Origin of the sequence: Glutamicibacter sp. V16R2B1, assembly GCF_005774635.1 — a bacterium.
Lineage (GTDB): Bacteria > Actinomycetota > Actinomycetes > Actinomycetales > Micrococcaceae > Glutamicibacter > Glutamicibacter creatinolyticus.
Window position 1 is genome coordinate 20604 of record NZ_VATX01000016.1, and the last position, 25481, is coordinate 46084.

The 25481-nt window shown below is 66.2% G+C and carries 21 protein-coding genes and 1 pseudogene; 7 read left to right on the top strand and 15 right to left on the bottom strand.

The window, feature by feature from the left end; translation table 11 throughout:
* Positions 1-167: 167 nt before the first annotated feature.
* Positions 168-3293 (bottom strand): Rne/Rng family ribonuclease, encoded by a 3126-nt coding sequence (locus tag FDN03_RS12700; protein WP_249354562.1) that lies wholly within the window; start codon positions 3291-3293, stop codon positions 168-170.
* Positions 3294-3785: 492 nt separating this feature from the next.
* Here FDN03_RS12700 and FDN03_RS12705 point away from each other — a divergent pair, with 492 nt between their 5' ends.
* The 6 genes from FDN03_RS12705 (at position 3786) to FDN03_RS12730 (ending at position 8080) form a co-directional block, all read left to right on the top strand.
* Positions 3786-4406 (top strand): vitamin K epoxide reductase family protein, encoded by a 621-nt coding sequence (locus tag FDN03_RS12705; RefSeq protein ID WP_138177662.1) that lies wholly within the window; start codon positions 3786-3788, stop codon positions 4404-4406.
* Between the two features lie 29 nt (positions 4407-4435).
* Positions 4436-4837 (top strand): DUF2809 domain-containing protein, encoded by a 402-nt coding sequence (locus FDN03_RS12710; RefSeq protein ID WP_171021249.1) that lies wholly within the window; start codon positions 4436-4438, stop codon positions 4835-4837.
* Positions 4838-4985: 148 nt separating this feature from the next.
* On the top strand, positions 4986-5567 hold the full coding sequence (locus FDN03_RS12715) for a GNAT family protein (RefSeq protein WP_138177666.1): 582 nt from the start codon (positions 4986-4988) through the stop codon (positions 5565-5567).
* Entirely contained in the window at positions 5560-6159 is a 600-nt protein-coding gene (locus FDN03_RS12720) for a GNAT family protein (protein WP_171021250.1), read from the top strand. Before FDN03_RS12715 ends, FDN03_RS12720 begins: the two co-directional genes overlap by 8 nt.
* Before the next feature lie 232 nt (positions 6160-6391).
* Positions 6392-7624 (top strand): AI-2E family transporter, encoded by a 1233-nt coding sequence (locus FDN03_RS12725; RefSeq protein WP_249354564.1) that lies wholly within the window; start codon positions 6392-6394, stop codon positions 7622-7624.
* A gap of 210 nt (positions 7625-7834) precedes the next feature.
* A complete protein-coding gene (locus FDN03_RS12730; protein WP_138177672.1) occupies positions 7835-8080 on the top strand; it encodes a hypothetical protein in 246 nt (81 codons plus the stop codon).
* A gap of 193 nt (positions 8081-8273) precedes the next feature.
* On the opposite strand, the gene ndk is transcribed toward FDN03_RS12730, so the two are convergent.
* The 4 genes from ndk to ileS are packed head-to-tail and all read right to left on the bottom strand — an operon-like array spanning position 8274 to position 13759.
* On the bottom strand, positions 8274-8690 hold the full coding sequence (gene ndk, locus FDN03_RS12735; protein WP_138177674.1) for a nucleoside-diphosphate kinase: 417 nt from the start codon (positions 8688-8690) through the stop codon (positions 8274-8276).
* A 37-nt stretch (positions 8691-8727) separates the two neighbouring features.
* A complete protein-coding gene (locus FDN03_RS12740) occupies positions 8728-9168 on the bottom strand; it encodes a DUF4233 domain-containing protein (protein WP_138177676.1) in 441 nt (146 codons plus the stop codon).
* A gap of 5 nt (positions 9169-9173) precedes the next feature.
* Entirely contained in the window at positions 9174-10523 is a 1350-nt protein-coding gene (locus tag FDN03_RS12745) for a folylpolyglutamate synthase/dihydrofolate synthase family protein (RefSeq protein WP_138177678.1), read from the bottom strand.
* On the bottom strand, positions 10520-13759 hold the full coding sequence (gene ileS, locus FDN03_RS12750) for an isoleucine--tRNA ligase (protein ID WP_138177680.1): 3240 nt from the start codon (positions 13757-13759) through the stop codon (positions 10520-10522). The genes FDN03_RS12745 and ileS overlap by 4 nt, the downstream gene beginning before the upstream one ends.
* Positions 13760-14174: 415 nt before the next feature.
* Here ileS and FDN03_RS12755 point away from each other — a divergent pair, with 415 nt between their 5' ends.
* Positions 14175-15455, top strand: a complete 1281-nt coding sequence (locus FDN03_RS12755; protein ID WP_138177682.1) for an amidase family protein — start codon at positions 14175-14177, stop codon at positions 15453-15455.
* 520 nt (positions 15456-15975) lie between these two features.
* On the opposite strand, the gene FDN03_RS12760 is transcribed toward FDN03_RS12755, so the two are convergent.
* The 10 genes and pseudogenes from FDN03_RS12760 to cysD all read right to left on the bottom strand — a co-directional run bounded on the left by FDN03_RS12760 (position 15976) and on the right by cysD (position 25446).
* Complete coding sequence (locus FDN03_RS12760; RefSeq protein WP_138177684.1) at positions 15976-16221, bottom strand: antitoxin VbhA family protein; 246 nt, start codon at positions 16219-16221, stop codon at positions 15976-15978.
* 474 nt (positions 16222-16695) lie between these two features.
* Complete coding sequence (locus FDN03_RS12765) at positions 16696-17136, bottom strand: hypothetical protein (protein ID WP_138177686.1); 441 nt, start codon at positions 17134-17136, stop codon at positions 16696-16698.
* 769 nt (positions 17137-17905) lie between these two features.
* Entirely contained in the window at positions 17906-18073 is a 168-nt protein-coding gene (locus FDN03_RS16445; RefSeq protein ID WP_171021251.1) for a hypothetical protein, read from the bottom strand.
* A 170-nt stretch (positions 18074-18243) separates the two neighbouring features.
* Positions 18244-19698, bottom strand: a complete 1455-nt coding sequence (locus FDN03_RS12775) for an FAD-dependent oxidoreductase (protein WP_138177688.1) — start codon at positions 19696-19698, stop codon at positions 18244-18246.
* Between the two features lie 18 nt (positions 19699-19716).
* Positions 19717-20490: pseudogene (cobA, locus tag FDN03_RS12780) on the bottom strand (uroporphyrinogen-III C-methyltransferase); the annotation flags it as partial.
* Positions 20489-21352, bottom strand: a complete 864-nt coding sequence (locus tag FDN03_RS12785; RefSeq protein ID WP_138177692.1) for an ABC transporter permease subunit — start codon at positions 21350-21352, stop codon at positions 20489-20491. The gene FDN03_RS12785 and the pseudogene cobA, both read right to left, overlap by 2 nt.
* Positions 21327-22067, bottom strand: a complete 741-nt coding sequence (locus FDN03_RS12790) for an ABC transporter ATP-binding protein (RefSeq protein ID WP_138177694.1) — start codon at positions 22065-22067, stop codon at positions 21327-21329. The genes FDN03_RS12785 and FDN03_RS12790 overlap by 26 nt, the downstream gene beginning before the upstream one ends.
* Positions 22064-23161, bottom strand: a complete 1098-nt coding sequence (locus tag FDN03_RS12795; protein ID WP_171021252.1) for an ABC transporter substrate-binding protein — start codon at positions 23159-23161, stop codon at positions 22064-22066. Before FDN03_RS12795 ends, FDN03_RS12790 begins: the two co-directional genes overlap by 4 nt.
* Positions 23148-24521: a GTP-binding protein gene (locus FDN03_RS12800; protein ID WP_138177697.1), complete on the bottom strand. Its 1374-nt coding sequence runs from the start codon at positions 24519-24521 to the stop codon at positions 23148-23150. Before FDN03_RS12800 ends, FDN03_RS12795 begins: the two co-directional genes overlap by 14 nt.
* Position 24522: 1 nt before the next feature.
* A complete protein-coding gene (cysD, locus tag FDN03_RS12805; RefSeq protein ID WP_138177699.1) occupies positions 24523-25446 on the bottom strand; it encodes a sulfate adenylyltransferase subunit CysD in 924 nt (307 codons plus the stop codon).
* Positions 25447-25481 lie beyond the last annotated feature (35 nt).

The following is a 25481-nucleotide window of genomic DNA, read 5'->3' on the forward strand; positions in this document are numbered from 1 at the left end:
ATTCCTTATACAGCGGAACGACCTGGGGATCTCATGCGCTTGTGCCGTGACGCCGAGCGGACAAAACCGTGATCTTGGCGTTTAGCACCGATGAACCAGATTACGCTAGGAAAGCGTGCCGGGGCAAATGAAAACCCGCCCCGGCGCGCCCTGCGTGATCAGGATCATCATTTCAGTTCGCGTACCGGAACCCCGACCCCGAGCATGACCGGCTTGGCGGCCGGCTCGGCGGGAGTTTCGCTTGGCTTACTGGACGTATCCATCTGCACCCGGTTGCCCTGGGCAGTGGCTACTTCGCTCACGACAACCTCCGCGTTCGCATCCCCCTGGGCCGAGGTGGCCCGGCGGCTGCGGCGCTTTGGCTTCGTGGAACTCTGTGGGGCGGCCGGCGCGGACGACTGCACAACCGGCTGCTGTGCGGCAGCGGACTGCGCGGCGGCCTGGGCCGGCGCCTCAATGGTGACGGCCGGCAGGGCCAGCCCGGTCAGCAGCGGCTGCTCACTGACCGCACCGGTGGCGGACCCGGCGGGGCTGCCGGCACGGCGCGAACCGCGCTTGGTGCGTGCCGGGCGCTTGTCCTCGCCGGACTCGGCGCGCTCGGGCGCGGCCTGGGCCGGAGCCTGCTCGGTCTGCTGCCCGGCGGCGGGCTGATCGCCCTGCCCGGCCTCCTGCTGCGGTGCATCGGCAGCCTCCTGGCCGGAGTGCTGCTCGGCGGTCTCGGCGTCCTGACCGTTGCGGGACCGCGAACGCGGGCGTCGGCGCTGCTTGCGCGGCTTCTGCTCGCCGGTGTCCTCATCGCGGTCCTGGCCCGGCAGGGCGGCTTCCAGCTGCTCCAGGCTCACCGGAGCCTGGTCCTTGCCGGATTCCTGCTTGGCTTCCGCTTCCTCGGCCTCGGTCAGGTGCGAGGCGGCGGCGATGCTGGCCAGGGCGCTGCGTGCGGCCTCGCTCTTCTCGTCGCTCTCGGTTTCCTGGGCGGCCCGCTGCTCGGTGGGCTTGGTTTCCTCCTGGCCGCTGGAGCCGCCGCGGCGGCGCCGGGAACGGCTGGACTTGGATTCCTGGTTCTTCTTGGCGTGCGATTCACCGTGCGAGTTGTAGCTCTTGCGGTGCTCCACCGGCTCCTCGTGGGTGATCACCCCGCGTCCGGCGCAGACCTCGCAGGCCTCCCCGAAGACTTCCAACAGGCCGGTGCCCATGCGCTTGCGGGTCATCTGCACCAGACCCAGGCTGGTGACCTCGGCGACCTGGTGCTTGGTGCGGTCGCGGCCCAGGCACTCGATCAGCCGGCGCAGGACCAGGTCCCGGTTGGCCTCCAGTACCATGTCGATGAAGTCGATGACGATGATGCCGCCGATGTCGCGCAGGCGCAGCTGGCGCACGACCTCCTCGGCCGCCTCCAGGTTGTTTTTGGTGACGGTTTCCTCAAGGTTGCCGCCGGAGCCGGTGAACTTGCCGGTGTTCACGTCCACCACGGTCATCGCCTCGGTGCGGTCGATGACCAGCGAACCGCCGGAGGGCAGGAACACCTTGCGATCCAGCGCCTTGTTGATCTGCTCGTCGATGCGGTAGTGGGCGAAGATGTCCTCTTCGTTCTTCCACTGCTCCAGGCGGCCCATCAGGTCTGGGGCCACGTACATCACGTAGGCTTCGATGGTGTCCCAGGCCTGGGTGCCGGAGACGATCAGCTTGGTGAAGTCCTCGTTGAACACATCGCGCACGACCTTGATGGTCAAGTCCGGTTCGGAGTGCAGCAGTTCTGGGGCGAGGGTCTTGTTCGACTTGGACTGTTCCTCGATGCCCTCCCACTGGGCGCGCAGGCGGTTGATGTCATTCATCAACTCTTCCTCGCTGGCGCCCTCGGCGGCGGTGCGCACGATGACGCCCGCGTTCTCCGGCAGGTGGTCCTTCAGGATCTTCTTCAGCCGCTGGCGCTCCACGTCCGGCAGCTTGCGGGAGATGCCGGTCATTGAACCGCCGGGAACGTACACCAGGTAGCGTCCGGGCAGGGAGACCTGGCTGGTCAGGCGGGCACCCTTGTGGCCCACCGGGTCCTTGGTCACCTGCACCAGCACCGAGTCGCCGGCCTTCAGCGCGTTTTCGATGCGCCGCGGCTGGCCCTCCAGGGCTGCGACGTCCCAGTTGACTTCGCCGGCGTATAGCACGGCGTTGCGTCCGCGCCCGATATCCACGAAAGCGGCCTCCATGGAGGGCAGCACGTTCTGGACCTTGCCCAGGTACACGTTGCCGATCAGGGAATCCTGCTGGGTCTTGGACACGAAGTGCTCGGCCAGCACCCCGTCCTCCAGCACACCGATCTGGATGCGGTCCTCGCGCTGGCGCACGATCATCTGGCGTTCCACCGACTCGCGGCGGGCCAGGAACTCGGCCTCGGTGATCACCTGACGGCGGCGACCGGTTTCCCGCGATTCGCGGCGGCGCTGGCGCTTGGCTTCCAGGCGGGTGGAGCCGCGCACCGAGGTGACCTTGTTGGAGACCGGGGTGTCCAGGCTGGCGCGCGGGGCACGCACCCGGGTGACGGTGTTCGGCGGGTCATCCTGCGAACCGCCATCCAGTTCCAGATCCACTTCCCCGCGGCGGCGGCGACGCCGACGGCGTGAGGTGACCTCATCGGCGTCCTCGTCGTGGTGTTCCTCCCCGCGCTGTTCGGCTTCGGCCTGCTGCTTGGTCTTGGGGATGGCGTGGCGTACGACCGTGTGGGCCGCCTCGGGCACGGCGAAGGGATTGATCATCATGGTGCTGCCGTGCTGCGCGAGCAGGGCGCCTGTGTGGTCCTCGTTTTCCTTCGCTGCGCCGCTTTCGCTGGCTTCAGCGGCGACATCGATTTCGGTGGTTTCGGTCGCCCCGGTGGATTCGGCAACTGCCTCGGGGGCCGCGGTCGGTTCCTGCTGGCGGGGCGCCTTGGAGGTCTTGGGCTGGCGGGACTCGGCCGGGGCCTGCTTGCGGTCGGTGTCCTGGCCGCCCTGGGCCGCGCTGGCCTTGTCCGTGCTGGTCTCGTTGGCGCTGGCCTCGGCGTCGGCCTGGGTGGCGCGCTGGCGGCGTTCGGCCTGGCGATTCATACGTGCGGTGTCCGGGGTGGAGACCGGGGTGCGGCGGGTGACCCGCATGCGGGTGCCGGTGGGTTCCACGCCGGCGGCCGCGTTCAGTTCGGCCAGGGTCATTGCCTGGCGCAGCGGGCGGGCCGGGGTGGTGGCTACGGTCGTGCGCCGGGCACGAGTCGAACGGTTGCCACGCTTATTTCCTCCGGAACCACTCTTGCGTTCTTTTGATGCGCTCATCAGGTTCGCGTACTCCTCTAAAACATTCCAGCGCCGGCGCTTCCACAGACAGCGCAGCAGCCGAAACTCTATTCATTTATGCCATGCGGTCGGCCACGTTTCTGGCCTGTCGGGCATCAAAGTCCTCTGTAGGTCCGTCTCACCGATTTTCGCGATGCAACGTATTGCACCGTGGAAACTGGACACGGTCAACGGGTGTGCTTCAGAACCGGCCGTTTTCCTATACGGCCCTTCGATCCGCGGTATTCCCCCGGGAGGCGCACTTTCTTGGGCACTCAACCGGAGCGATGCATCGCCTGACGATCTGTCGTTCAAAGTCTCTCGTTGGGTTGAAAGCAGACTGTGGATCCACGAACAACCACCAACATTCTCTCACATTTAGCCGCATGGCGGATGATCTTCGCTATGGGAGCACACAGTAAGTGCTTTTAGGATTGGAATAACCAATGCGCAAAACCGTGCATTCCAATGAGCAAACGGACTAGGCAGAACATGAATTCAGCTGTAGAGAATCCCCCGACGCCGGGCGTGTTGCCCCGGTGGGCCAAGGATCGCGGTTTTGGAATCTTTACGGTGGTGACCGGCGTGATCGCCTGGATCGCCTCCGGTGTACTGGTGCTGGATCGGCTGGCCCTGTACAAGAACCCGGACTACGTCACCAGCTGCGACATCAACCCCTGGATTTCCTGCGGCACGGTCATGAAGTCCTGGCAGGCCGAACTGCTGGGCTTCCCGAACCCGCTGCTGGGCATCGTGGGATTCGCGATCGTAATCACCGTGGGCATGGCCTTGCTGGCCGGGGCCCGCTTTGCCCGTTGGTACTGGATAGGGTTCCAGATCGGCATCACCCTGGCGATGGTGTTCATCATCTGGCTGTGGTCCCAGGCACTGTATGACATCAGCGCGCTGTGCCTGTACTGCATGGTCGTATGGGCCATGGTGATCCCGCTGTTCGTGCACACCACCGCTCGCAACGTCATCCACGGGGTGATCCCGGCCGGGGCGGGCGTGAAGAAGTTCTTCGCCGAGTGGTCGTGGGTGATTACCGTGGTCCTGCTGCTGGTCGTCGCCGCGACCGTGGTCCTGCGCTTCCCGAACGCCTTCTTCGGCTAGGGCACGACGAAAGCCTGCTGATGCGCCGCATGGTACTAACGCGTCGGGCGTGGATGGGGATCACCGCACTGCTGGTGGTCCCCATCGGCCTTTTCGCCCGCTTCCTGCCCTTGGGGCTGGCCGCCGACCTGGCGGGGGGTCTGCTCTACGCCACGCTGCTGTATGTGCTGCTCGGTTTCCTTTTCCCACGCGCGGCCCGGCTGCGCCTGTTCCTGGGTTCCCTGGGGTGGTGCGTGGCGGTGGAACTGCTGCAGCTGACTCCCCTGCCCCTGCAGCTGGCCCAGTCACTGCCCATCCTGCGCCTGGTGTTGGGCACCAGCTTCGCGGTGCTGGACCTGTTCGCCTATGTGGCCGGGGCCGCGCTGGCCTGGACGGTGGATGGACTCATCTGCCGGACGCGGGCCCATGCCCAGGCGGCCCGGGAGCTCTAGCGCAGGGCTTGCCCGGGCATGTCGCCCGCACCGCGTCCGGCCGCTGCACCGCAATTCCGCCTGCTCCTGCCGGTGGGCCACCCAGCGTAAACCATGGCAAAAGTGACCCATCTGGCACACCGGGAGAAAAACCGACTAAGTTTGAGTCATGGCCCATGACAATTGGAATACGGAAACAGCCCAGGACTACGGCATCAACCTGTTGGTCTCCGACACCATCAGGCTGCGAGAGCTTCAGGAAGAAGACCTGCCAGTCCTTGCCGGCTGGTGGAACAGCCCGGAATTCATGGCGCTGCAGGGCAACATTGTCCTGCCCCACCCGCGCACCGAGGCTGCGGAGATCTTCCGGGACTGGAGTCAGAACCGGGGCACGAAGGACGGCATCGGCTTGTGCATCACCCTGCCCGACGACACGCTGGTGGGGCACACTGCGCTGTACAACTACCACGCCTCGGCCCGCTCGGCCGAGCTGATGATGATGATCGGGGGCTCCTATGTGGGCCAGGGCTACGGCACCGAGGCGACCAAGATGATCGTGGATTTCGGGTTCCGTGAAATGGGCCTGAACCGCATCGGGTTGGGCATCTGGGAGTACAACGAGCGGGCGCTGCGCACCTTCACCAAGGCAGGTTTCCGTGAGGAGGGCCGGGCACGGCAGGCCGGGTTCCACAACGGCGAATTCCACGACAAGATCCTGCTCAGTCAGCTGGCCGACGAGTACTTTGGCTAGACCCGCCGCAGACTTCGGCGCCGCGGCAACCGGCGCGAGGCCTGACCGGGTTCGTCTGCGCGAACTGCGTGCGGAGGACCTGCAGCCGTTGTCGTGCTGGTGGAATGACCCGGCAACCATGGTGCACCAGACGAACCTGGTGCTGCCCCAGCCGATGAAGGGCCTTTACCGGGTTTGGCAGACGTGGAGCCAGAACCGGCCGACTTCCCGCGATGCCGGTTTCAGCATTGAGCTGGTCGGCGGGCCGCTGATCGGGCACGCGACGCTCTACGGCGGGAACACCCCGGCCCGGGCGGCCGAGTTCGCGATCATCCTCGGCCCGGATTTCCGGGGACAGGGCCTGGGGGCGCAGGCCACCGCACTGATGCTGCGCCATGGCTTCCACCAGCTGGGGCTGAACCGCATCCACCTGGGGGTGTACGAGTACAACCAGCGCGCCCAACGCACCTACACCAGGCTGGGTTTTCGCCCCGAGGGCCGCCAACGGGCCGCCGTTTTTCATGATGGCCGGTTCCACGACCGGATCCTGATGGGCCTGCTGGCCAGCGAGTACCCCGCCTCCCCCGCCGCGGGGCTGGCGGCAACCCACTAGGGGCGGGAACCAAGCAGTGACGGACCGTTGAATTAACTCATCCTTTTGGACGTGTCTCGCGCGCTTCGGCGACCGCTAGCCTATTGTTTAATTGATCAATCCCCCTGACGTAGGAGCAAGAATGGCGTTCTTCCGCAAGGCTGCATCCTCAAAAAACAGGCCACCGACACAACAAGTGGTGGTCGCGGCAGAAGCACCGGTTCGTGAGCGGCCGGAGTTCACGGTTCAGGGATTGTGGACCGACATGCTCGGCCGGTTGGGGATCCGCTGCCTGCAGATCCTGATTGTGGGACTGGTTGCCGGCTTCGTCATCATTGGCATGCTGCGCCTGACCATGATCGTGATCCCGACGCTGATCGCGCTGATCCTCTCCTGCGCCCTGTGGCCGCTGGTCACCAAGCTGCGCAAGCACCTGTCCCCGATGCTGTCCGCCTGGGTCGTCTTCCTCGGGTCGCTGCTGGTTCTTGGCGGGATCGGCACCGGCCTGGTCTTCTCGGTCATGCGCGAATGGAACACCCTGGTCAACCAGGCCGCGGAGGGCTTTAACCAGCTCAACGACCTGGTGCAGCGGTTCATCGGCGACATGCCGTTCACAGTGGACCAGGGCCAGATCGATGAGGCGGTGGACACCGTCACCTCGTTCATCACCAGCTCCCAGTTCGGCGCCGGAGCCCTGAACACCATCACCGCCGCCGGCAGCTTTGTCACCGGCAGCATCCTGCTGATGGTCATCCTGTTCTTCTTCCTCAAGGACGGGGACCGGATCTGGGCGTTCTTCATTTCCTGGACCCCGAAGCACTACCGCCACAAGTGGATCACCTCCGGTGACCGGGCGCTGCACACCTTCGGCGGCTACATCCGCGGCACCGCGATCATCGCAGCCGTGGATGCCATCGGCGTGACCGCCACCCTGCTGGTGCTGCAGGTGCCGCTGGCCCTGCCGCTGGGCGTGGTGGTCTTCCTCGGCGCGTTCATCCCCATGGTCGGCGCAACCGTGGCCGGCATCCTGGCCACCCTGGTCGGCCTGGTCACCAGCGGCCCGCTGGTCGCCCTGGTGGTGCTTGCCGCGGTGATCATCGTGAACCAGCTGGAAGGCAACTTCCTGCAGCCGGTGGTCATGGCCCAGGCGCTGAACCTGCATGCCCTGGTGATCTTGATGGCCCTGACCGCCGGCACCGTGCTGGGCGGGATCGTCGGCGCCGTGCTGGCAGTCCCGCTCTCCGCCGTGGCCTGGGGCATCATCAAGGTCTGGACCGAGCGCGAGAACATGGACGCGGTCGCCGCCGCCAAGGCGCAGATCAAGATCGAGGCCGAGATCCGTGCCGAGGACAAGGCTTTGGAAAAGCTGAAGAAGAAGGAGAAGGTCGACGAGGTCAAGCAGGACGTGGACGAGATGGCAGATGAGATCATCGCCAACTCGGAAGAACACTCCGACAAGGCCCAACGTTCAGACACGGAGCAGTAGGTCGCAACATCGCAAGGCGTCATCAAGGGCAACTGCGTTGACCGGGTGAACCTCAAGTGTGTTTAATGTGAATTAAGTTAAAATTGTGACTTCGTCTTCGGCTTCTCGCGCTCTCGCCGCCGGCACCCGCGGGCAGCCAGGACAAGATCCAGGTCACAGCGAAACTCATGTGCCTTCGAAAGTTGGATGCGAAGGCAGGAAGGTAGCCTCATGCTGAACGTCAGTTCCTCAGAAGGGCCAGAAAATCCCAGAACCCTTACCGCCGCGGCCCGTGATTCACGCGCCGTCCATCCCGCGGGCGAAGGCGGCGGCGGTCAGCTGCTGACCGAGAACGGGTTTGCCGCCTCAGCGGCGGCCACGGGCGGAAGCACGGACAGCGGCTGGTTGGATGAGCCCGCGAGCGGCTACCTGCAGAACGCGGGCCGCACCAGCGACACGCTCGGCGGCTGGCTCTAGAGCACGAACCACCCGAATCAAGCCCCAGGGACTGCGGCATGCGCCGCGGGCTCCTGGGGCTTGTTTGTATCCGGGACGGGCCCTTGCCGGCGTGAGCGGCGCGGGAACGCAAAACGCCCGGGTGCTGCCTCCAATGGGAGACAACACCCGGGCGTGAGCGACGGCGGAGCTTCGCCGAGCTAGTCCGTGATGGCTAGTTGCCGAACCAGATGCCGATCTCACGCTCGGCGGATTCGGACGAGTCCGAGCCGTGCACCAGGTTCTGCTGCACCTTCACGCCCCAGTCGCGGCCGAAGTCGCCGCGGATGGTCCCCGGGGCGGCGGTGGTCGGGTCGGTGGCGCCGGCCAGCGAACGGAAGCCCGGGATCACGCCGTGGCCCTCGGCCACGATCGCCACGACCGGCCCGGAGAGCATGAACTCCACCAGCGGCTCGTAGAACGGCTTGCCCTCGTGCTCGGCGTAGTGCGCGGCCAGCATCTCGCGGGTGGCCTGCAGCTGCTGCAGCTTGGCGATGGTGTAGCCCTTGGCTTCGATGCGGGCCAGGATCTGTCCGGTCAGCCCACGCTTGACGCCATCGGGCTTGACCAGGATCAGGGTGCGGTCAGACATGTAAATACCTCTTGTCTTCGACGAAATTGATACTTATCTAGGATTCTACCGGTGGGTTGTTGCGTTCCCATTCGGCCTGCTCGGCTTCCCGGCGCTTGTTCTCCACGTCCATCTGCCCACCCTTGTACAGGGCATACCACCAGCAGGCGGCGAACGCGGCGCCGATGTAGAACATGTCGGCCAGCACGAAACCGCACAGGATGAACATCAGCTGGATGATCCAGCCCATGACGATTCCAAACGGCTTGCGCAGGAAGGCGCAGGTGATGATGCACAGCGCGATCATCACCGCTCCCCCGCCCAGGATGAGTCCCGGGGCAACCTCAGAGCGCTTCAGCCCCAGGGTGGCCAGGGTGAAGAACAGCGCCACGAACGCCTCCAGGGACAGCACCGAGGAGGCCAATATGATTTTCAGCGAGCGCGGCTTCTTGCGCATGCCCGGGCGCCATTCGCGCTGGGCCTTGGTCAGACGTGCCATGAGTGCTACTCACGTCCCTTCAACAACAGTGAAATCTCGCCCACCAGCGTAATCGACCCGGTGACCAGCACGCCGCCGGCCAGGTCGTTGCCGGCCTCGGCCCGGCCCACGCACCATTCGATGGCGTCTTCCAGGTCCTCGGTCACGTGCAGGTCCTCTTCAGGCCAGCCGGCCTCCAGGGCCAGGTTCGCCAGTTCCCCGGCGGGGATGGCCCGCGGGGAGGAGGACTGGGTCAGGCACAGATCCTCAACCAGTTCCCCGTATTCCTCGCGCATCTGGTAGAGCATCCCGGCGGCGTCCTTCTCCTGCAGGATCCCGACCATCAGCACCAGGCGGCTGAACCCGAAGGATTCCTTCACCGCGGTGGCCGCTGCCTGGACCCCGTCCGGGTTGTGCCCGGCGTCCACCAGCACGGTCGGCGCGGTGCGCACGATCTCCAGGCGTCCGGGGCTGGTCACCTCGGCGAAGCCCTGGCGGATGAGTTCCACGTTCAGCTCCTTGGCTCCCCCACCCAGGAACGCCTCCACCGCGGCCAGCGCGACGGTGGCGTTCTGCGCCTGGTGGGCACCGTAAAGCGGGAGGAACAGCTCGTCGTAGCGCGCGGCCTGGCCCTGGATGTCCAGCATCTGACCGCCCACGGCGACTTTGCGCTCCAGCAGCTTGAAGTCCAGGGTCTCAAAGGCGAACGGCACCTCAAGCTCCCGGGCCAGGCGCAGCAGCACGTCGGCCGCGTCGACCGACTGCACCGCGGAGACCAGGTAGCCGCCGGGCTTGAGGATCCCCACCTTCTCCTCGGCGATCAGCTCGGTGGTGTCGCCCAGCAGGTCGGTGTGGTCCAGGGAGATCGGGGTGATCACCGAGACGTCGCCGTCGGCGACATTGGTGGCATCGGTGATCCCGCCCAGGCCCACCTCCAGCACCAGCACGTCCACCGGGGCGTCGGCGAAGATCGCAAATCCCAGGATGGTCACGGCCTCAAAGTAGGTCAGCCGGTTTTCCCCGTTGGCCTGCAGCTCCGAGTCCACCAGGTCCAGGTAGGGGGCAATCTCGTCCCAGATCCGCACGAAGGTCTCATCATCGACCGGTTCCCCGTCGATGCTGATCCGCTCGGTGACCGAGACCAGGTGCGGGGAGGAGTAGCGCCCGGTGCGCAGGTCATGCGCGCGCAGCAGCGACTCGATCATCCGCGCCGTGGAGGTCTTGCCGTTGGTGCCGGTGATGTGGATGACCGGGCAGGCCTTGTTCGGCTCGCCCAGCACCTCCATGGCCCGGAACATCGGGGCCATGCGCGGCTCAATCTTGTTCTCCGGGGCGCGCGCCAGCAGTTCGGCGTACACCCGTTCCAGTTCGCTCACGCGCTGACCTCGACCTTCACCTGGGGTTCCTTGGCGGCACCGTTGGCCTGCAGGACCAGGTCAACGGTCAGCGTCTCACCGCTGATCAGTTCCCGGTTCGCCTCCAGGGCCGCAATCACGGTTTCGTTCGCGCTGATGGTGGTGCGGATCCGGTCCGAGACCTGCAGATCCGCGTCCTTGCGGGCGGCCTGGATGCTGCGCACCATGTCGCGGGCGATGCCCTCGGCGGCCAGCTCCTCGGTGACCTCGGTGTCCAGCACCAGGAAGCCGCCGTCGATGACCGCCGCGGCGATGTCCGCCTCCGCGTTCACCACGGTGTCCAGGGTGTACTCACCCTCCACCAGCTCCAGCCCGCCGGCGGTGACCACACCGTCGGCCACGGACCAGTCACCGGACTTGGCGCCCTTGATGGCCTGCTGCACGTTCTTGCCCAGGCGCGGGCCGGCGGCGCGCGCGTTGACCACCAGCTGCTGGCTGATCCCGTAGCTGGCCGCGTCCACCCCGGCCGCGTCGATCAGGGTGACCTGCTTCAGGTTCAGCTCATCCTTGATGATCGAGGCGTAGGTGCCTTCCAGGCGGGCGGCGTCACTGAGCACGACCTTCAGTTCGGCCAGTGGCAGGCGCACACGCAGGTTCTTGGCCTTGCGCAGCGAGGAGCCGACCGAGCAGATCTTGCGGGTGGTGTCCATGGTTTCCAGCAGCGCGGCATCCGCCGGGAACTGCTCGGCGTCCGGCCAGTCGGTCAGGTGCACCGAACGCTGCCCGGTCAGCCCGCGGTAGATTTCCTCGCAGGCCAGCGGCAGCAGCGGGGCGGCGACCTTCACCAGGGTCTCCAGCGCCGTGTACAGCGTGTCAAAGGCGTGGGTGTCCTCGTCGAAGAAGCGCTGGCGGGAGCGGCGCACATACCAGTTGGTCAGGGTGTCCATGTACTGGCGCACCGCGTCGGTGGCGTCGGAGACCTCGTACTCATCCAACGCGGCGGTCACCTCGCGCACCAGCTGGCCGGTGGCGGCGATCATGTACTGGTCCAGCGGGTCCGGCGAATCGTGGGAGATCTTCGCCTCGTACCCGGCGCCGTTGTTCGCCGCGTTGGTGTACAGGTTGAAGAAGTGCCACACGTTCCACAGCGGCAGCAGCACCTGGCGCACCCCTTCGCGGATGCCCTGCTCGGTGACCACCAGGTTGCCGCCGCGCAGGATCGGGCTGGCCATCAGGAACCAGCGCATCGCATCCGAGCCGTCGCGGTCCAGCACCTCGGTGACATCCGGGTAGTTGCGCAGCGACTTGCTCATCTTCTGCCCGTCGGAGCCGAGCACAATGCCGTGGGAGATCACGTTGGTGAACGCCGGGCGGTCGAACAGGGCGGTGGACAGGATGTGCAGGGTGTAGAACCAGCCGCGGGTCTGCCCGATGTACTCCACGATGAAGTCCGCCGGGTGGTGGCCGGTGTCGAACCATTCACGGTTCTCAAACGGGTAGTGCACCTGGGCGTAGGGCATTGAACCCGAGTCGAACCAGACGTCCAGCACGTCCTCGACGCGGCGCAGCGTGCCCCCGGCCGCGCAGCCCGCGTGGGCCTTGGTCAGCTCGTCGATGAAGGGGCGATGCAGGTCCGGCTCGCCCTCATGGTTCACCGGCAGCCGGCCGAAGAAGTCCTTCAGCTCCTGCAGGGAGCCGAACACCTCGCGGTGCGTGCACTCCACCCCGTCGCACTCCCACACCGGGATCGGGGATCCCCAGAAGCGGTTGCGGGAGATCGACCAATCGCGGGCGTTTTCCAGCCACTTGCCGAACTGGCCGTGCTTGACGTTCTCCGGGATCCAGTTGATCTGCTCGTTCAGCTCCAGCATCCGGTCCTTGATCTGGGTGACCTCCACATACCAGGAGGAGATCGCACGGTAGATCAGCGGGTGGCGGCAGCGCCAGCAGTGCGGGTAGGAGTGCTCGTAGGAGGCCTGCTTGACCAGTCGGGCGTCGTCCTTGAGGACATTGGTGATGGTCTTGTTCGCGTCAAAGACCTGCACCCCGACGATGTCGTTCAGCGGTCCGCCGGCGAACACCGGCAGGAACTTGGCGCCCTCATCGACCGAGAGGATCACCGGGATCCCGTTTTCCTCGCAGACCTTTTGGTCATCTTCACCGTAGGCCGGGGCCTGGTGCACCAGGCCGGTGCCGTCCGAGGTGGTCACGTAGTCGGCGGTGACGATCTGCCAGGCGTTTTCGGTGCCGTACTTCTCGGTGTCGGTGTAGGTGTCCCACAGCGGTTCGTAGCGCAGCCCGGCCAGTTCGCGCCCCTGGTAGCTGGCGGTGATGGCGGCTGCGGCCTGCTTGGCGTCGGCGTAGCCCAGGTCCTTGGCGTAGGAGCCGAGCAGGTCGCGGGCCAGCAGGAAGCTGCCGCTGGCGGCCGAGGCCTTCACACCGGCTTCCCCGGCGGGCACGACCACGTATTCCACGTCCGGGTGCACGGCCAGCGCCTCATTGGTGGGCAGGGTCCAGGGGGTGGTGGTCCAGGCCAGGGCCTGCACGCCGACCAGGTGGCGGGAGACCGGCAGCTCGCCCTCCAGGATTGGGAAGGTGACGGTCACCGTCTGGTCCTGGACGTTCTTGTAGACGTCGTCGTCCATGCGCAGCTCGTGGTTGGACAGCGGGGTCTCGTCCTTCCAGCAGTACGGCAGCACGCGGAAGCCCTGGTAGGTCAGCCCCTTGTCGGAGAGCTGCTTGAACGCCCAGATCACCGATTCCATGTATTCGACGTTCAGGGTCTTGTAGTCGTTTTCAAAGTCGACCCAGCGCGCCTGGCGGCTGACGTACTCCTCCCACTCGTCGGCGTACTTCATCACCGAGCTGCGGCAGGCGTCGTTGAACTTGTCGATGCCCATCTCCAGGATGTGCTTCTTATCGGCCATCCCCAGTTGCTTCATGGCCTCCAGCTCGGCCGGCAGCCCGTGGGTGTCCCAGCCGAAACGGCGTTCCACACGGTGTCCGCGCTGGGTCTGGTAGCGGGCGACCAGGTCCTTGACGTAGCCGGTGAGCAGGTGGCCGTAGTGCGGCAGGCCGTTGGCGAACGGCGGGCCGTCGTAGAAGACGAATTCGTTGTCTTCGCGCTGGTCAATGGAGGCCTGGAAGGTGTTGTCCTGCTTCCAGTACTCGAGGACTCGTTTTTCGATCTCGGGGAAGCGCGGAGATGCCGGGGTGGAACCGGAGGGATCGGTAGTGACCTTCGGGTAGAAGCTCATCGTAGGCGGCCATCCTTACAAGCGTAGGTTCGGAAACATCCACTGCGAGGACGACCTGTGGCCGCGGTACCACCCCGCTTGTTCCCCCATCCGGCACCGCGTGGGGGCCGGCGGACAAACCGCTTGTCTTCAGCTGTCACGGGCTGGTCCCGCTCGGTTCTACTAGGCCCGGAACCGGGCTGTTCTTCCAAGGACTCCCCGGTGATGGCCGGATCAACGTCGTACGTCTTCCACTTTACCCGGATTTGTCCACCACGTCATGCCACCCTGACCGCGTGCTTCGGCACATCCTCAGCCAACACGGCCCCGGCTGCCCTGAACGCTGGCCGGTGAGCGGCTTCTGCCCTAGGCTCGGGGTGGTCGGCACGGATGGGAGCACCGCGCCGCGCATTGTTCGAAGGGACCAGGAAAGTCAATGACGGACCATCACGGGCAGCACGGGATCTGGACGCATCTGGAGGATCTGCCGGACACCGACGCCGGTCCACCGCACGACAATGCCCCCATCGCGGGTGAGGGCGGGTTTAACTTTGCCGTCAAGGCCAATATCCAGGTGCAGGGCCTTCCGACGAACGCGGCCAGTCCCGTCTATGGCGGGTACCGGGCTCCGGCTGATGCACTGGTGGTTTCCATCCTGCGCCAGCATGGCGGTCGGGTGCACGGCCTGACGAACATGCATGAGCTGGCGTTCGGGATCACCAGCAACAACGCCGTCTACGGGCCGGTGCGCAACCCTTATGATCGGCAGCGCACCGCGGGCGGATCCAGTGGCGGCAGCGCCGCGGCCGTGACCGCCGGAACCGTGCGCATTTCCCTGGGTACGGACACCGGCGGCTCAATTTCCATCCCGGCCTCCTCCTGCGGGGTGGTCGGGTTTCGTCCCAGCACCGGACGTTGGCCCATTGACGGGATCATCGGGCTGTCCACCTCCCGCGACACCATTGGCGTGCACACCCCCACCGTGGCCGAGGCGGGCCTGCTGGACAACTGGATCAGCAACACCCCGCCGGCACCTGCCCCGGTCGCGCGTGCGCGCCTGGGACTGCCCGCCGCTTTCCACCGGGACCTCGATCCCGACGTGGCCCGGGTGCTGCGCCGGGCGCTAAAGTCCCTGGAACCCCATGTGCAGTTCGTTGATGTGGACCTGTCCCCGATCATTGCCCTGACCGACCGGGCGCAGTGGGACCTGGTGGGGTGGGAGGCCCCGCGGCTGCTTAGCGCCTACCTGGCGGCGGCCGAGGACCTGAGCCCAACCCGGGCGTGGGCCGAGGTGGTTCACCGGGCGGCCTCCCCCGACGTGCGCGGCATCCTGGACAGCTATGCCAGCGAGCCGGTGGACCAACGCTCCTATCAGCAGGCCAGGCTCGCCATGGCAGCGGCCCGAGAGCGGTATGCCCGGCTCATGGAGCACCAACGTCTCGACGCCCTGTTCTTTCCCACCATGCCTGCGCTTCCCCAGCGGGTGGGCGAGGACCATGTGGTGGACCACTGTGGCCAGCCGACTGCCCTGTTCCCACTGATGACCCGGAATGTCGGGCCGGGCACGATGCTGGGCGTGCCGTCGGTGACCTCGCCCGCCGGCCGGGGCTCGCACGGACTGCCGGTGGGGATGACGGTGCAGGGTAGCGCCCACCAGGATGCTGATCTGCTGGCGTTGGCGGGGCAGCTCGAGCCACTGCTCGCGCGCGCCGGCTGAGGCGGTTTCCGCCCGGCGCGCGGCTTGTTCCACTGGCGGGGCAGCTATTGACAGGGAGCCTCGGCACACCAGCTCGTGAGGCCGCGGTGTACCGCGGGCAAGGAAAAACCAAGGAGAACGCCATTGTTCTTTCCTTGGTACCTTCAGCATATCCTCTGGGTGGGGGCTTGCCGCAAGGCCCGGGGCTGGGTTGAAAATGAGTAGCCGAACCGCCACCCCGACCTCATGTAACGTCAACCGTCCGTGTCACCGCCCAGCGGTCCTGCGACCTGCTGCTGGTGATTTCTGACTGGAGCAACGCCGTGCCCGCCGATTCACTGCGCCCTTACTTCCAGCCGTCCGAGGCCTCGGGCCAACAGAGGCATGCACCGGAAATCATTGACGAACTGGCCGAATCCCAGGAGCATCTGACCGCGGTGGCGGAGCGCTTACCTCAGCTGCGCGCCCAAATTCAGCAGATTCCGCGTCGGCACATGATCCGGAGGAGGATAGAAATACGATTTCCAGGTATCAAATTCGGTCATTTGGCTACCGTGTGCGTACCGGACCGGTGACGCTCAGCCGCTGCATCGACACGACGTAAGTACTCCGCCTGGTCGATCGCGCCGCGGGCCTCGTCGGTCAAGTTCTCGACGTCCTCGCGGTTCGGGACCCATCCCTCATGCCAGGCCGCAGCCAGTGACTGCCGAACGGCATTGCGTTGGTTAGCATCGAGCTGCGCAAACAGTTCTGGCCAGCGTTCCTCAATATCAAACTTCTCGGTCACGACCGGACTCCTTCCAAGAAAATGACCCACTTCATTTTACCAAGTCACCTGAAAACGATCCTTAGACAGTTTCGGTTGGTTTTGGTTTCGGGCACAGGTTTCGGGCCGCCTTTCTGCGGCGTGTCACTCGAAATAGTGAGTGCAAGGCAAGACGGTCTTAAAACGATCGTTTTTGGCGTCCGTATGAGGCACCTTCATTGGGCATTCTCGCGGGCGGGGTATACGCGACGCGCATCTTGGCCGCGAGCATAGAGACCTCTAGCAACCCAGATCAGTAGAGCGGGTGCCCCGGTGAACGACGACCGCCGTATGGGACAAGCATCAGCACTTGAGAGAACTTCGTTTCTATCATCCTTGCTTTGGACCAGAACTTGTTATTGGTGATCGCCCCCGGCACAAAAAAGTCTGATCGCGAGGGTCAATGCCAAATCAGCAGGTCATTGGGTGGGCTGGTAGTCGCTTGGCGAAAACGTTCTAGGAGGAGTGTAGATCCAGGCTGTTTTCACGGGCAGCCTGGGGCTGGAGGGCGACGATGAAACTAATTGGGCCGGTGAGTGATCCAAGGCAGCCTCCAATGATCAGGAGCAGCGTCACGTCATAGTCGGGAATCTGCTGCGTGAGGAGAGCAAAGACGAAGCCCAGAAGCAGCACGCCCGCGACGGAGGCAATAATTCCTCCGGAAACTCGCCCCTTTCGGCTCCCCAGCACGAACAGTCCCGTCGAGACGACAGAAGCTATCAGTGCAGCGAAGACGCTGGAAACGGCGAAGAATACCACTAGCGTTGAGAGGCTGTCGGAGAGTGAATTTGAGTTATATCCAAGGAGCGAAGAGAGCGTAGCCAGGACGACAGTTCCGAGCGAACTGATGAAGGAGAAAACAAAGCCACGAATATGACTAGATAGGTTTTCCTTCATTATGGGTCTCCTTACATGAGGGCAGAGACCATTTTTCCGCCCTCTTTAGCGCGGGGCGCGTCTCCTGGTTTCCTATTACGTTCCTCACCTTACCTCTGTGCTCCATTGCCGAATGCTCAGAGCTTCCGGCGCAGGCGTATTGGAGCCGGAGAGCCCTTCGCTGAAGAGTCGAGGACGGGGCAGCGTTGCGTTGATACGCTGCCCCGTGCTGTCAACCTGTTTAGGTCATGGCAACGCGCGCGATCCGGTAGGCGAACGTCTTCCGGGGCCTCTCCGGTCATGGGCAAGGGCGTCTCTGCTTCTCGGTTACTGGTTCGGCGGCAGCTACGGCCGTGAGGTTGCTCGGAGGGGCGTTGTCCAGCACGAGCACATGCAGCCCGCAGAGCATGCCAGAACGGGCCAGGTGGAAGATAGTCGTGGGTCTTCCGACCCCGCCTTTCTGGTTGCCGAGAGCGCAAATGTGTGTGGTGTTTTGCAATCCGGGATCCTTCGGTGCCAATGTCACCGGCGCGGTGGACCGCTACATGTCCATAAACAAGCCCAGCTGGTGATCCTTGGGCCACCCGAACCTGCGACCTAAGTGAGGTTGAACCGGCTGCCGGCCGGGTTGCGAGGCCCGGCCAGGCCGCCAAAGGGAATGATCTGGCTTTCTGAGGCACCGCGCTCGGGACATGGTTGAGCCCGCAAGGACCCGGTGGCGGCTACTGACTGGCTCGTGTCGGTCGCAGTTGTCCGGCGTTCGCGAAGATACGCACGCCGCAACGGTTATCTAGGAATCCTTGCCGTTCTTGGAGGGGCGGGTCCCCAGTTCCCCGTCGACCTGATCGGCAAACTTCGTGCTCGCCGCGGTTTCGGGTGACTCTTCCTGCCAAATCATCTCAAGATCGGCAGCAAGGTTCGCTTCCTTCCGTGCCTTTTTCCTCTGTTCATTAGCCATGGCCTCAGTCTAGCGACCTTTGGGAAAAGAAGCAGTGACCCCCGATACCGGTGCACTCCAAAACCGCCTTGTCACCTCGAAAAGGGCTGCTGGTTGCAGAACGGCCCCCGCGCCGCGACAGGGGGTTCCTGTCGCGGCGCGGGGGCCGGTTCTAGAGCCTGGGGTAGTGCTTACAGGCTCTCAGCAAATTTTTTTGCCCGGGCATGCTCCAGCATCTCTTCGCGGGAAACTACCTTGACGCGGTCACGGGTAACCTCGCCGAAGCGGGTCGGCACGGTTCCGGCCTCGCTGCCCAGCTGCTTCTCCTGCTGGTCCAGGGCCAGCCAGCCTTCCCAGGTGGCGAAGTCCACGCCGCGTTCCTCCAGCAGCTGAGTGATCGGTGCGTCCTGGCTCGGCTGGGCCAGCTGGTCCAGGTCGGTGAGCAGGTGGTTGATGGTCTCCAGGGCGTCGCCCTTGGTGTGGCCGATCAGGCCCACCGGACCGCGCTTGATCCAGCCAGTGGCGTACAGGCCCGGCACATGCTGGCCGTGGGCGTCCAGGACGCGGCCGCCTTCGTTGGGCAGCACGCCGGCAGCGCCATCGTATTCGATGCCGTCCACGGCCGAACCGAAGTAGCCCACCGCGCGGTAGACCGCCTGGACGGGGTATTCGGTGAACTCTCCGGTGCCGCGCACGTTGCCGGTCCCGTCCAGTTCATTGCGTTCCATCTTCAGGCCGGCAACCTTGCCGTCCTCGCCGACGATCTCGACCGGGGACTGCAGGAAGTGCAGGTGCAGGCGACGCGAGGCGCTGGGAGCCTCTTCGCGTTCTTCCTGCTCGATCAGCCAGTTGGTCAGCGTGGAGACCATGGTCTTGGTCTGGTTGTTGGTCTTCATCGCCTCATCGGAGGCGGCGTCGAACTCGAAGTCCTCCGGGTACAGGACGATGTCCACATCCTTGGAGTGCGACAATTCGCGCAGCTCCAGCGGGGTGAACTTCACCTGCGCCGGACCGCGGCGGCCGAAGATGTGCACGTCGGTGACGGCCGAGTTGTTCAGCTGCTCGTAGATGTGCTCCGGGATTTCGGTTTCCAGCAGCTGGTCGGCGTGCTTGGACAGGATGCGTGCCACGTCCAGGGCCACGTTGCCGTTGCCGATGACGGCCACTTCCTTGGCCGACAGGTCCCAGGTGCGGTCGGTGTCCGGGTGGGCGTCGTACCAGGAGACGAAGTCGGCGCCGCCGAAGGAGCCTTCCAGGTCCACGCCTGGGATGTTCAGGTCGGCGTCCTTCTGGGCGCCGGTGGCGATGATCACCGCGTCGTAGCGGGCCTTGAGTTCATCCAGGGTGATGTCCCGCCCCAGGCCCACGTTGCCGTAGAAGTCGATCCAGTCGTTGTGCAGCACCTTGTGCAGGGCGGTGATGATGCCCTTGATGCGCGGGTGGTCCGGGGACACCCCGTAGCGGATCAGGCCGAACGGGGTGGGCAGCTCGTCGAAGAGGTCGACTTTCAGCTGCAGGGCGCCGGAGGAGACTGCTTCGCTCTTGGCCAGCATGTCGGCTGCGTAGATCCCGGCCGGTCCGGCGCCGACGATGGCCACGCGCAGGGGTCGGTTGGTCAGGTGCTCTGGAATGCTAAGTTCACTCATCAAACAACTTCTACTTTCTTAGTCAACGAATAGGGCCGGCACCGCAGTATCGGTGTGGGTCAGCGGCTGAAGCTCAGCCAGCTGCACTGCAGCATCGGGGGCCAGTCGAACCACGTCACCAATCACAATGACGGCCGGATTCGTTACTGCGGCTTGTTGGGCGCGCACTACGATCTCTTCTAGAGTACCGATAGTTGTGCGTTGCGTCTGTGAGTAACCTCGCTCAATTATGGCAATCGGAGTGTTAGTTCCCAGCCCACGCCCAGTTAACGTCTGCACTGTGGCGGCCAGGCGGCCCACGCCCATCAGGATCACCAGGGTGTGGTCCGTGCGCAACGGCACATCGCCAAGCTCCTGGTGGCCGGTGACCACGCTGAACCCGGCGGCCAGCCCGCGGTGGGTGACCGGGATGCCGGCGGCGGCCGGCACCGCCACGGCGCTGGTGATGCCGGGAATCACCCGCACGGTAAACCCGTGGGCGGCCGCGTAGGCGGCCTCTTCTCCCCCGCGGCCGAGCACGTACGGGTCTCCGCCCTTCAGGCGCACCGCGTTCTTCCCCTGCCGGGCCTCGCTGACTAGGCATTGGTTGATTTCGTCCTGGGTCGCCAGGTGGCTTCCCGGGGCCTTGCCCACGTCAATGACCTGCACGTGATCTTCCAACTCGTCCAGCAGCGCCGTGGGACCGAGCCGGTCCGCCAGGACCACGTCCGCTCGCATCAATGCCTTGTAGCCTGCCACGGTGATCAGCTCCGGGTCTCCTGGGCCGCCGCCGATGAGGGTAATGCTTCCTTTATCCATTGTTTTCTCCAGTTCGTCTCATTCCCCGGTCCCGCAGGAGTTTGCGTTCCACCGGGGCAAAGCAGGCCAGTTCAATGAGCACCCCGACCAGCAGGATGACCACTATGACCAAGATCACCAGGGGCAAATCGGCCAGGTCCCGTCCACGCTGCAGCAGGGAGCCGACCCCGGGGGCCAGCGCGCCGCCGACCGCGATCAGTTCCGCGGCCATCAACGAGCGCCAGGCGAAGGCCCACCCCTGGCGCAGCCCGGACACATAGCCGGGCAAGGCGGCGGGCAGCTCCACATGCCACAGGTGCTGCAGCCGGTTTGCGCCCAGCACCTGGGACAGCGCCCGGTACGCCGGGGGCATCAGGTCCATCCCGCCCAGCAGCCCGTTGATGATGGAGGGAATCGCCCCGAGCAGCAGCACCGTGTAGATCGTGGCGTCGCTGAGCCCGAACAGGATGATCGCCGCCGGCACCCAGGCGATGGAGGGCAGCACCTGCAGGGCGGAGACCAGTGGGCCGATTCCTTTGCGCAGCAGCGGCTGGTGTCCCAGCAGCAGGGCGATGGGGGTGGCGATCAGCACGGCCAGCACAAACCCGCTGGCGGCGCGCCAGAGGCTGGTGCCCACCGCCGCCGCCAGCGTCCCGTCCGCCAGCACGGCCGGCAGCCGGGCCGCGACGTCGGCCGGGGCCGGGAACAGGTCATCGCGCAGCGGGGAAACCCAGGCCAGGATCTGCCAGAGGCTCAGCGCCACGACCACCACCAGCAGCGGGGCAACAACCGCATCAATCCGGGAGGGCACCGCCGGCGGGCGGCGCCGGGCGGCGGGTGCCAGGCCCCGTTCAAGCCGGGGTGCGAGAATGCTCATTTTTGGCCTGCTCCTTTCTGAGGATCGCGGTGAGTTCGTCCGCCAGGTCGGCGGCCCGGACCGGGTTGTTGCGCAGCGCGTCGCTGACCTGCCGGGTTTCCAGGATCCGACCCGGGTGGGAGGAGAGCACCAGGATCCGACCGGCCAGCCGGATCGCCTCGCGCACATTGTGGGTGACGAAGATGATGGTCTTGCCCGAGCTGCGCCACAGGTCGCGCAGCTGTTCATGCAGCAGGTCCCGGGTGATGGCATCCAGCGCGGCGAAGGGCTCATCCATCAGCAGCACCTGGCGCTGCTGGGCCAGGGCCCGGGCCAATGCCACCCGCTGGCGCATGCCGCCGGAGAGTTCATGGGGTTTGCGCTGCGCGGCGTGCCCCAGCTGCACCAGTTCAAGCAGCCGGTGCGCGTCCTGTCCCCGCTGATCCGCCGGGATCCCGGCCAGCTTCAGCGCCAGTTCCACGTTCTGCGCGGCGTTCAGCCAGGGCAGCAGGTTCGCGTCCTGGAACATGAACGCGGCCCCGTCGGCCGGAACCTCCACCCAGCCGGCGGTCGGTGGCAGCAGTCCGGCGATGATGTTCAGCAGCGAGGACTTCCCGCATCCCGACGCGCCGAGCACCGCCACGAACTCCCCGGCCTCGATCCGGGTGCTCAGCCGGTCGATCACCACCGGCCCGCCCGGGTAGCGCAGGCTGAGCTCGTGCAGCTGGACGCTCATGGCTCCTCCTGGTGGCGCACCCAGCGCCGATCGATCAGCCCGCTCACGTCCCCCGGCTGGCCTAGCCCCACCTCGGCGGCGTGCTGCACCAGGGTGGTGAAGCTGCTGCCGTCGGGGACCGGGCTGAAATCCACCTCGGCGAGCGCGGCGCGAATCACGCCGCGGGGCAGGCTCGCCCCGTTGGCCGCGGCCAGGGCCTGCTGCACCGCCTGGACCTGCTGGTCCGTGGTGGCCTGGTTCAGCCAGGCGATCGCCTCGGTGTTCGCCTCGGCCAGCCGGGCCACGGTCTGCGGGTGGGCGTCAATGAATTCGGTCCGGGCCACCAGCACCGTAGTGGGGAAGCGTCCCTGCGGCCACAGGCTGGCTTCATCCACCAACCGGCGGGCCCCGTACCGTTCGACCAGCAGTGAGGCGTAGGGTTCGGGCAGCCAGGCCCCGTCGATGGCGCCGCGGGCGAACAGCTGGGCGACCGTGCCGTTGGAGGTGGGGGTGATGCTCACCGCGTCGGACAGCTGGTGCTCGGCCAGGAAGTGGCGCAGCGCCACGTCCTGGGTGCCGCCGTATTGCGGGGTGGCCAGCTGCCTTCCGGCCAGTTCGGGCACCGTGGTGATCGTGGGGTCCACCACCAGGCTGGCTCCGGATTCGGTGGCCCCGGCAATGATGCGCAGCGACTTTCCGCCGCTGGACAGGTAGCTGTTCAGGGCCGGACTGGGCCCCAGGTAGGCGGCATCCAGCGCCCCGGAGTTCAGTGCCTCGATGGCGGCCGGTCCTGCGCTGAAGGCCTGGGGCACCAGTTCGGTGCCCTGTGGCTGCAGCGCCTGCCCCAGCAGTCCCCGGGATTCGGCGATCAGCGCCGGGGCGTGGGTGATGGTGGCGAAGTAGCCCAGGCGCAGCTGCTGGGCCGGGCCCGCCGCCTGCCGCCGTTCGCCTTGGGGCGCCGGCAGGAACGCGGTGAGGACCGCGGCCGCGGCCAGCAGCGCCACCAGCGTCCCGCCCACCCGGCGGATGCGGTGCGGGGGCCGGGCGGCGCCGGCGCTGAAGCGGGTGCGGGCGCCGTCGTTGGGTGCGGGCACCGGTTGCCTAGGCGGGGACATGGCCGGGATCCTCGTGGTGTGCCGCATCCGTTTCGGCCCCGGGGGGCCGGATGATGCCGGCCGCCAGTGTGGCCCCGTCCCGCGGGTCGATCAGCAGCAGGGAGCCGGCGGCGCGGGAGTGGGCGTAGTCGCCGGGGGCGATCGGGGCGGAGCTGCGCAGATTGATCCGGCCCAGGTCGTTCAACCCCAGCGTGTTGGCCGGATGGCGGGTGTAGTCGGCGACCTGCAGCACGCAGTCGATGTCGGTGATGCGGGCCGGGGCCACCCGGGTGCCGTGCTTGAGCAGTACCCGGTCCCCGGCGCTGAGCCGACGGTTCTCGAGCACGCACACCTCGGCCTGCAGCTGCCGGGTGGGGTCCGGCAGTGCGCCGGCGATGATGGTGTCCCCGCGGGCGATGTCCACCTCGTCCTCCAGCAGCAGGATGACCGCTTCCCCGGCAGCGGCCCGTTCAGCCGGCCCGGCGGGGGTGCGCAGCTGGCGGATGCGGCTGCTGAGCACCTGGCCGTTGGACAGGATCTGCACCGGGTCCCCGGGTGCCAGCTGCCCGCCGCTCAGGGTGCCGGCGTAGCCGCGGAAGTCCCGGTACTCGTCCTGGTCCAGCCCGGGGGCCAGCGCCCCCTGCGGGCGGATGACGTATTGCACGTCCAGCCGGGCCGGGCCGTGTTCGGCTTCGGCCGGCAGCCCTTCGAGCAGCCCCAGCAGGGTGGGCCCGGTGTACCAGGGCGCCTGCCCGGCCGGTTCGACGATGTTCTGCCCGTGCAGGGCGCTGACCGGGATCAGGTGGGTGGTACCCACCCCGAGCCCGGCGGCCAGCTCCCCCACCTGCTCGCTGATGCCGCGGAACACGGTTTCGTCCCAGCCGACCAGGTCCATCTTGTTCACGGCGATGATCAGCTGCGGCACCTGCAGCAGCCCGAGCACCCCCAGGTGGCGGCGGGTTTGTTCCACCACCCCGTGGCGGGCATCGACCAGCACGATGGCCGCGTCCGCGGTGGAGGCGCCGGTGACGGTGTTGCGGGTGTACTGCACGTGGCCCGGGCAGTCGGCCAGGATGAAGGAGCGCTGTGGGGTGGCGAAGTAGCGGTAGGCCACGTCGATGGTGATCCCCTGTTCGCGTTCGGCGCGCAGCCCGTCGGTGAGCAATGCCAGATCCAGGGCCGGGGTGTGGCCGCCGAAGCCGCGTTCGGCGCTGGTGCGGGCCAGCTCGTCCAATGAGTCGGCCAGGATCGCCTTCGCATCGTGCAGCAGGCGGCCCACCAGCGTGGACTTGCCGTCGTCCACCGACCCGGCGGTGGCGATGCGCAGCAGGGTGGTGCTCGGCGGTGCGGTGGCGTGTGGTGTGGTGTGGGTGGCGGTCATTTTAGAAGTAGCCTTCCTTCTTGCGGTCTTCCATGGCGGCGGAGGAGATCCGGTCATCGGCCCGGGTGGCTCCGCGTTCGGTCAGGGTGCTCAGGGCCAGTTCGTCCAAAACCTTGGGGACGGTGTCGGCCTCGGAGAGCACCGCCCCGGTGCAGCTGGCGTCCCCCACGGTGCGGTAGCGCACCTTGCGCACGCTCACGGTCTCGTGCGGGTGCGGCTGGCTGACCGGGGTGACGGCCCGCCACATCCCGTCGCGTTCGAACACCTGGCGGCAGTGGGCGAAGTAGATGCCGGGCAGTTCGATGCCTTCGCGTTCGATGTACGCCCAGATGTCCTTTTCGGTCCAGTTGGAGATCGGGAAGGCGCGCACGCTCCAGCCGGGCTCGTGGCGCCCGTTGTACAGGTTCCACACCTCCGGGCGCTGGTTGCGCGGATCCCAGGTGCCGAATTCGTTGCGCAGGGACAGGATGCGTTCCTTGGCCCGGGCCTTGTCCTCATCCCTGCGGGCGCCGCCGAAGACCGCGTCGAAGCCGTTGGCCTCCAGCGTGTCCAGCAGCACCCGGGTCTGCAGCCGGTTGCGGGTGCCGTCGGCCGGCTGGATGAGCTCGCCGCGCTCGATGTACTCCTGCACCGAGCCGGTGATCAGGCGCAACCCGTACCGGGCGACGGTGGCGTCGCGGAACTTGATCACCTCACCGAAGTTGTGGCCGGTGTCGATGTGCACCACGGGGATGGGGATCCGGGCCGGGGCGACGGCCTTGGCCAGCAGGTGCAGCACCACCACCGAATCCTTGCCGCCGGAGAAGAGCAGGGCGGGTTTTTCGAATTCGGCCAGCACCTCACGGATGATGTGGATGGATTCGGCCTCCAGGGCGTCCAGCACGCTGCGGGCGGTGGCCGGTGGGGCGGTAGCGGTCAGGGTCATCGGGTTCTCCTTCGGAGGGCAGGGTCGGCGCCGGG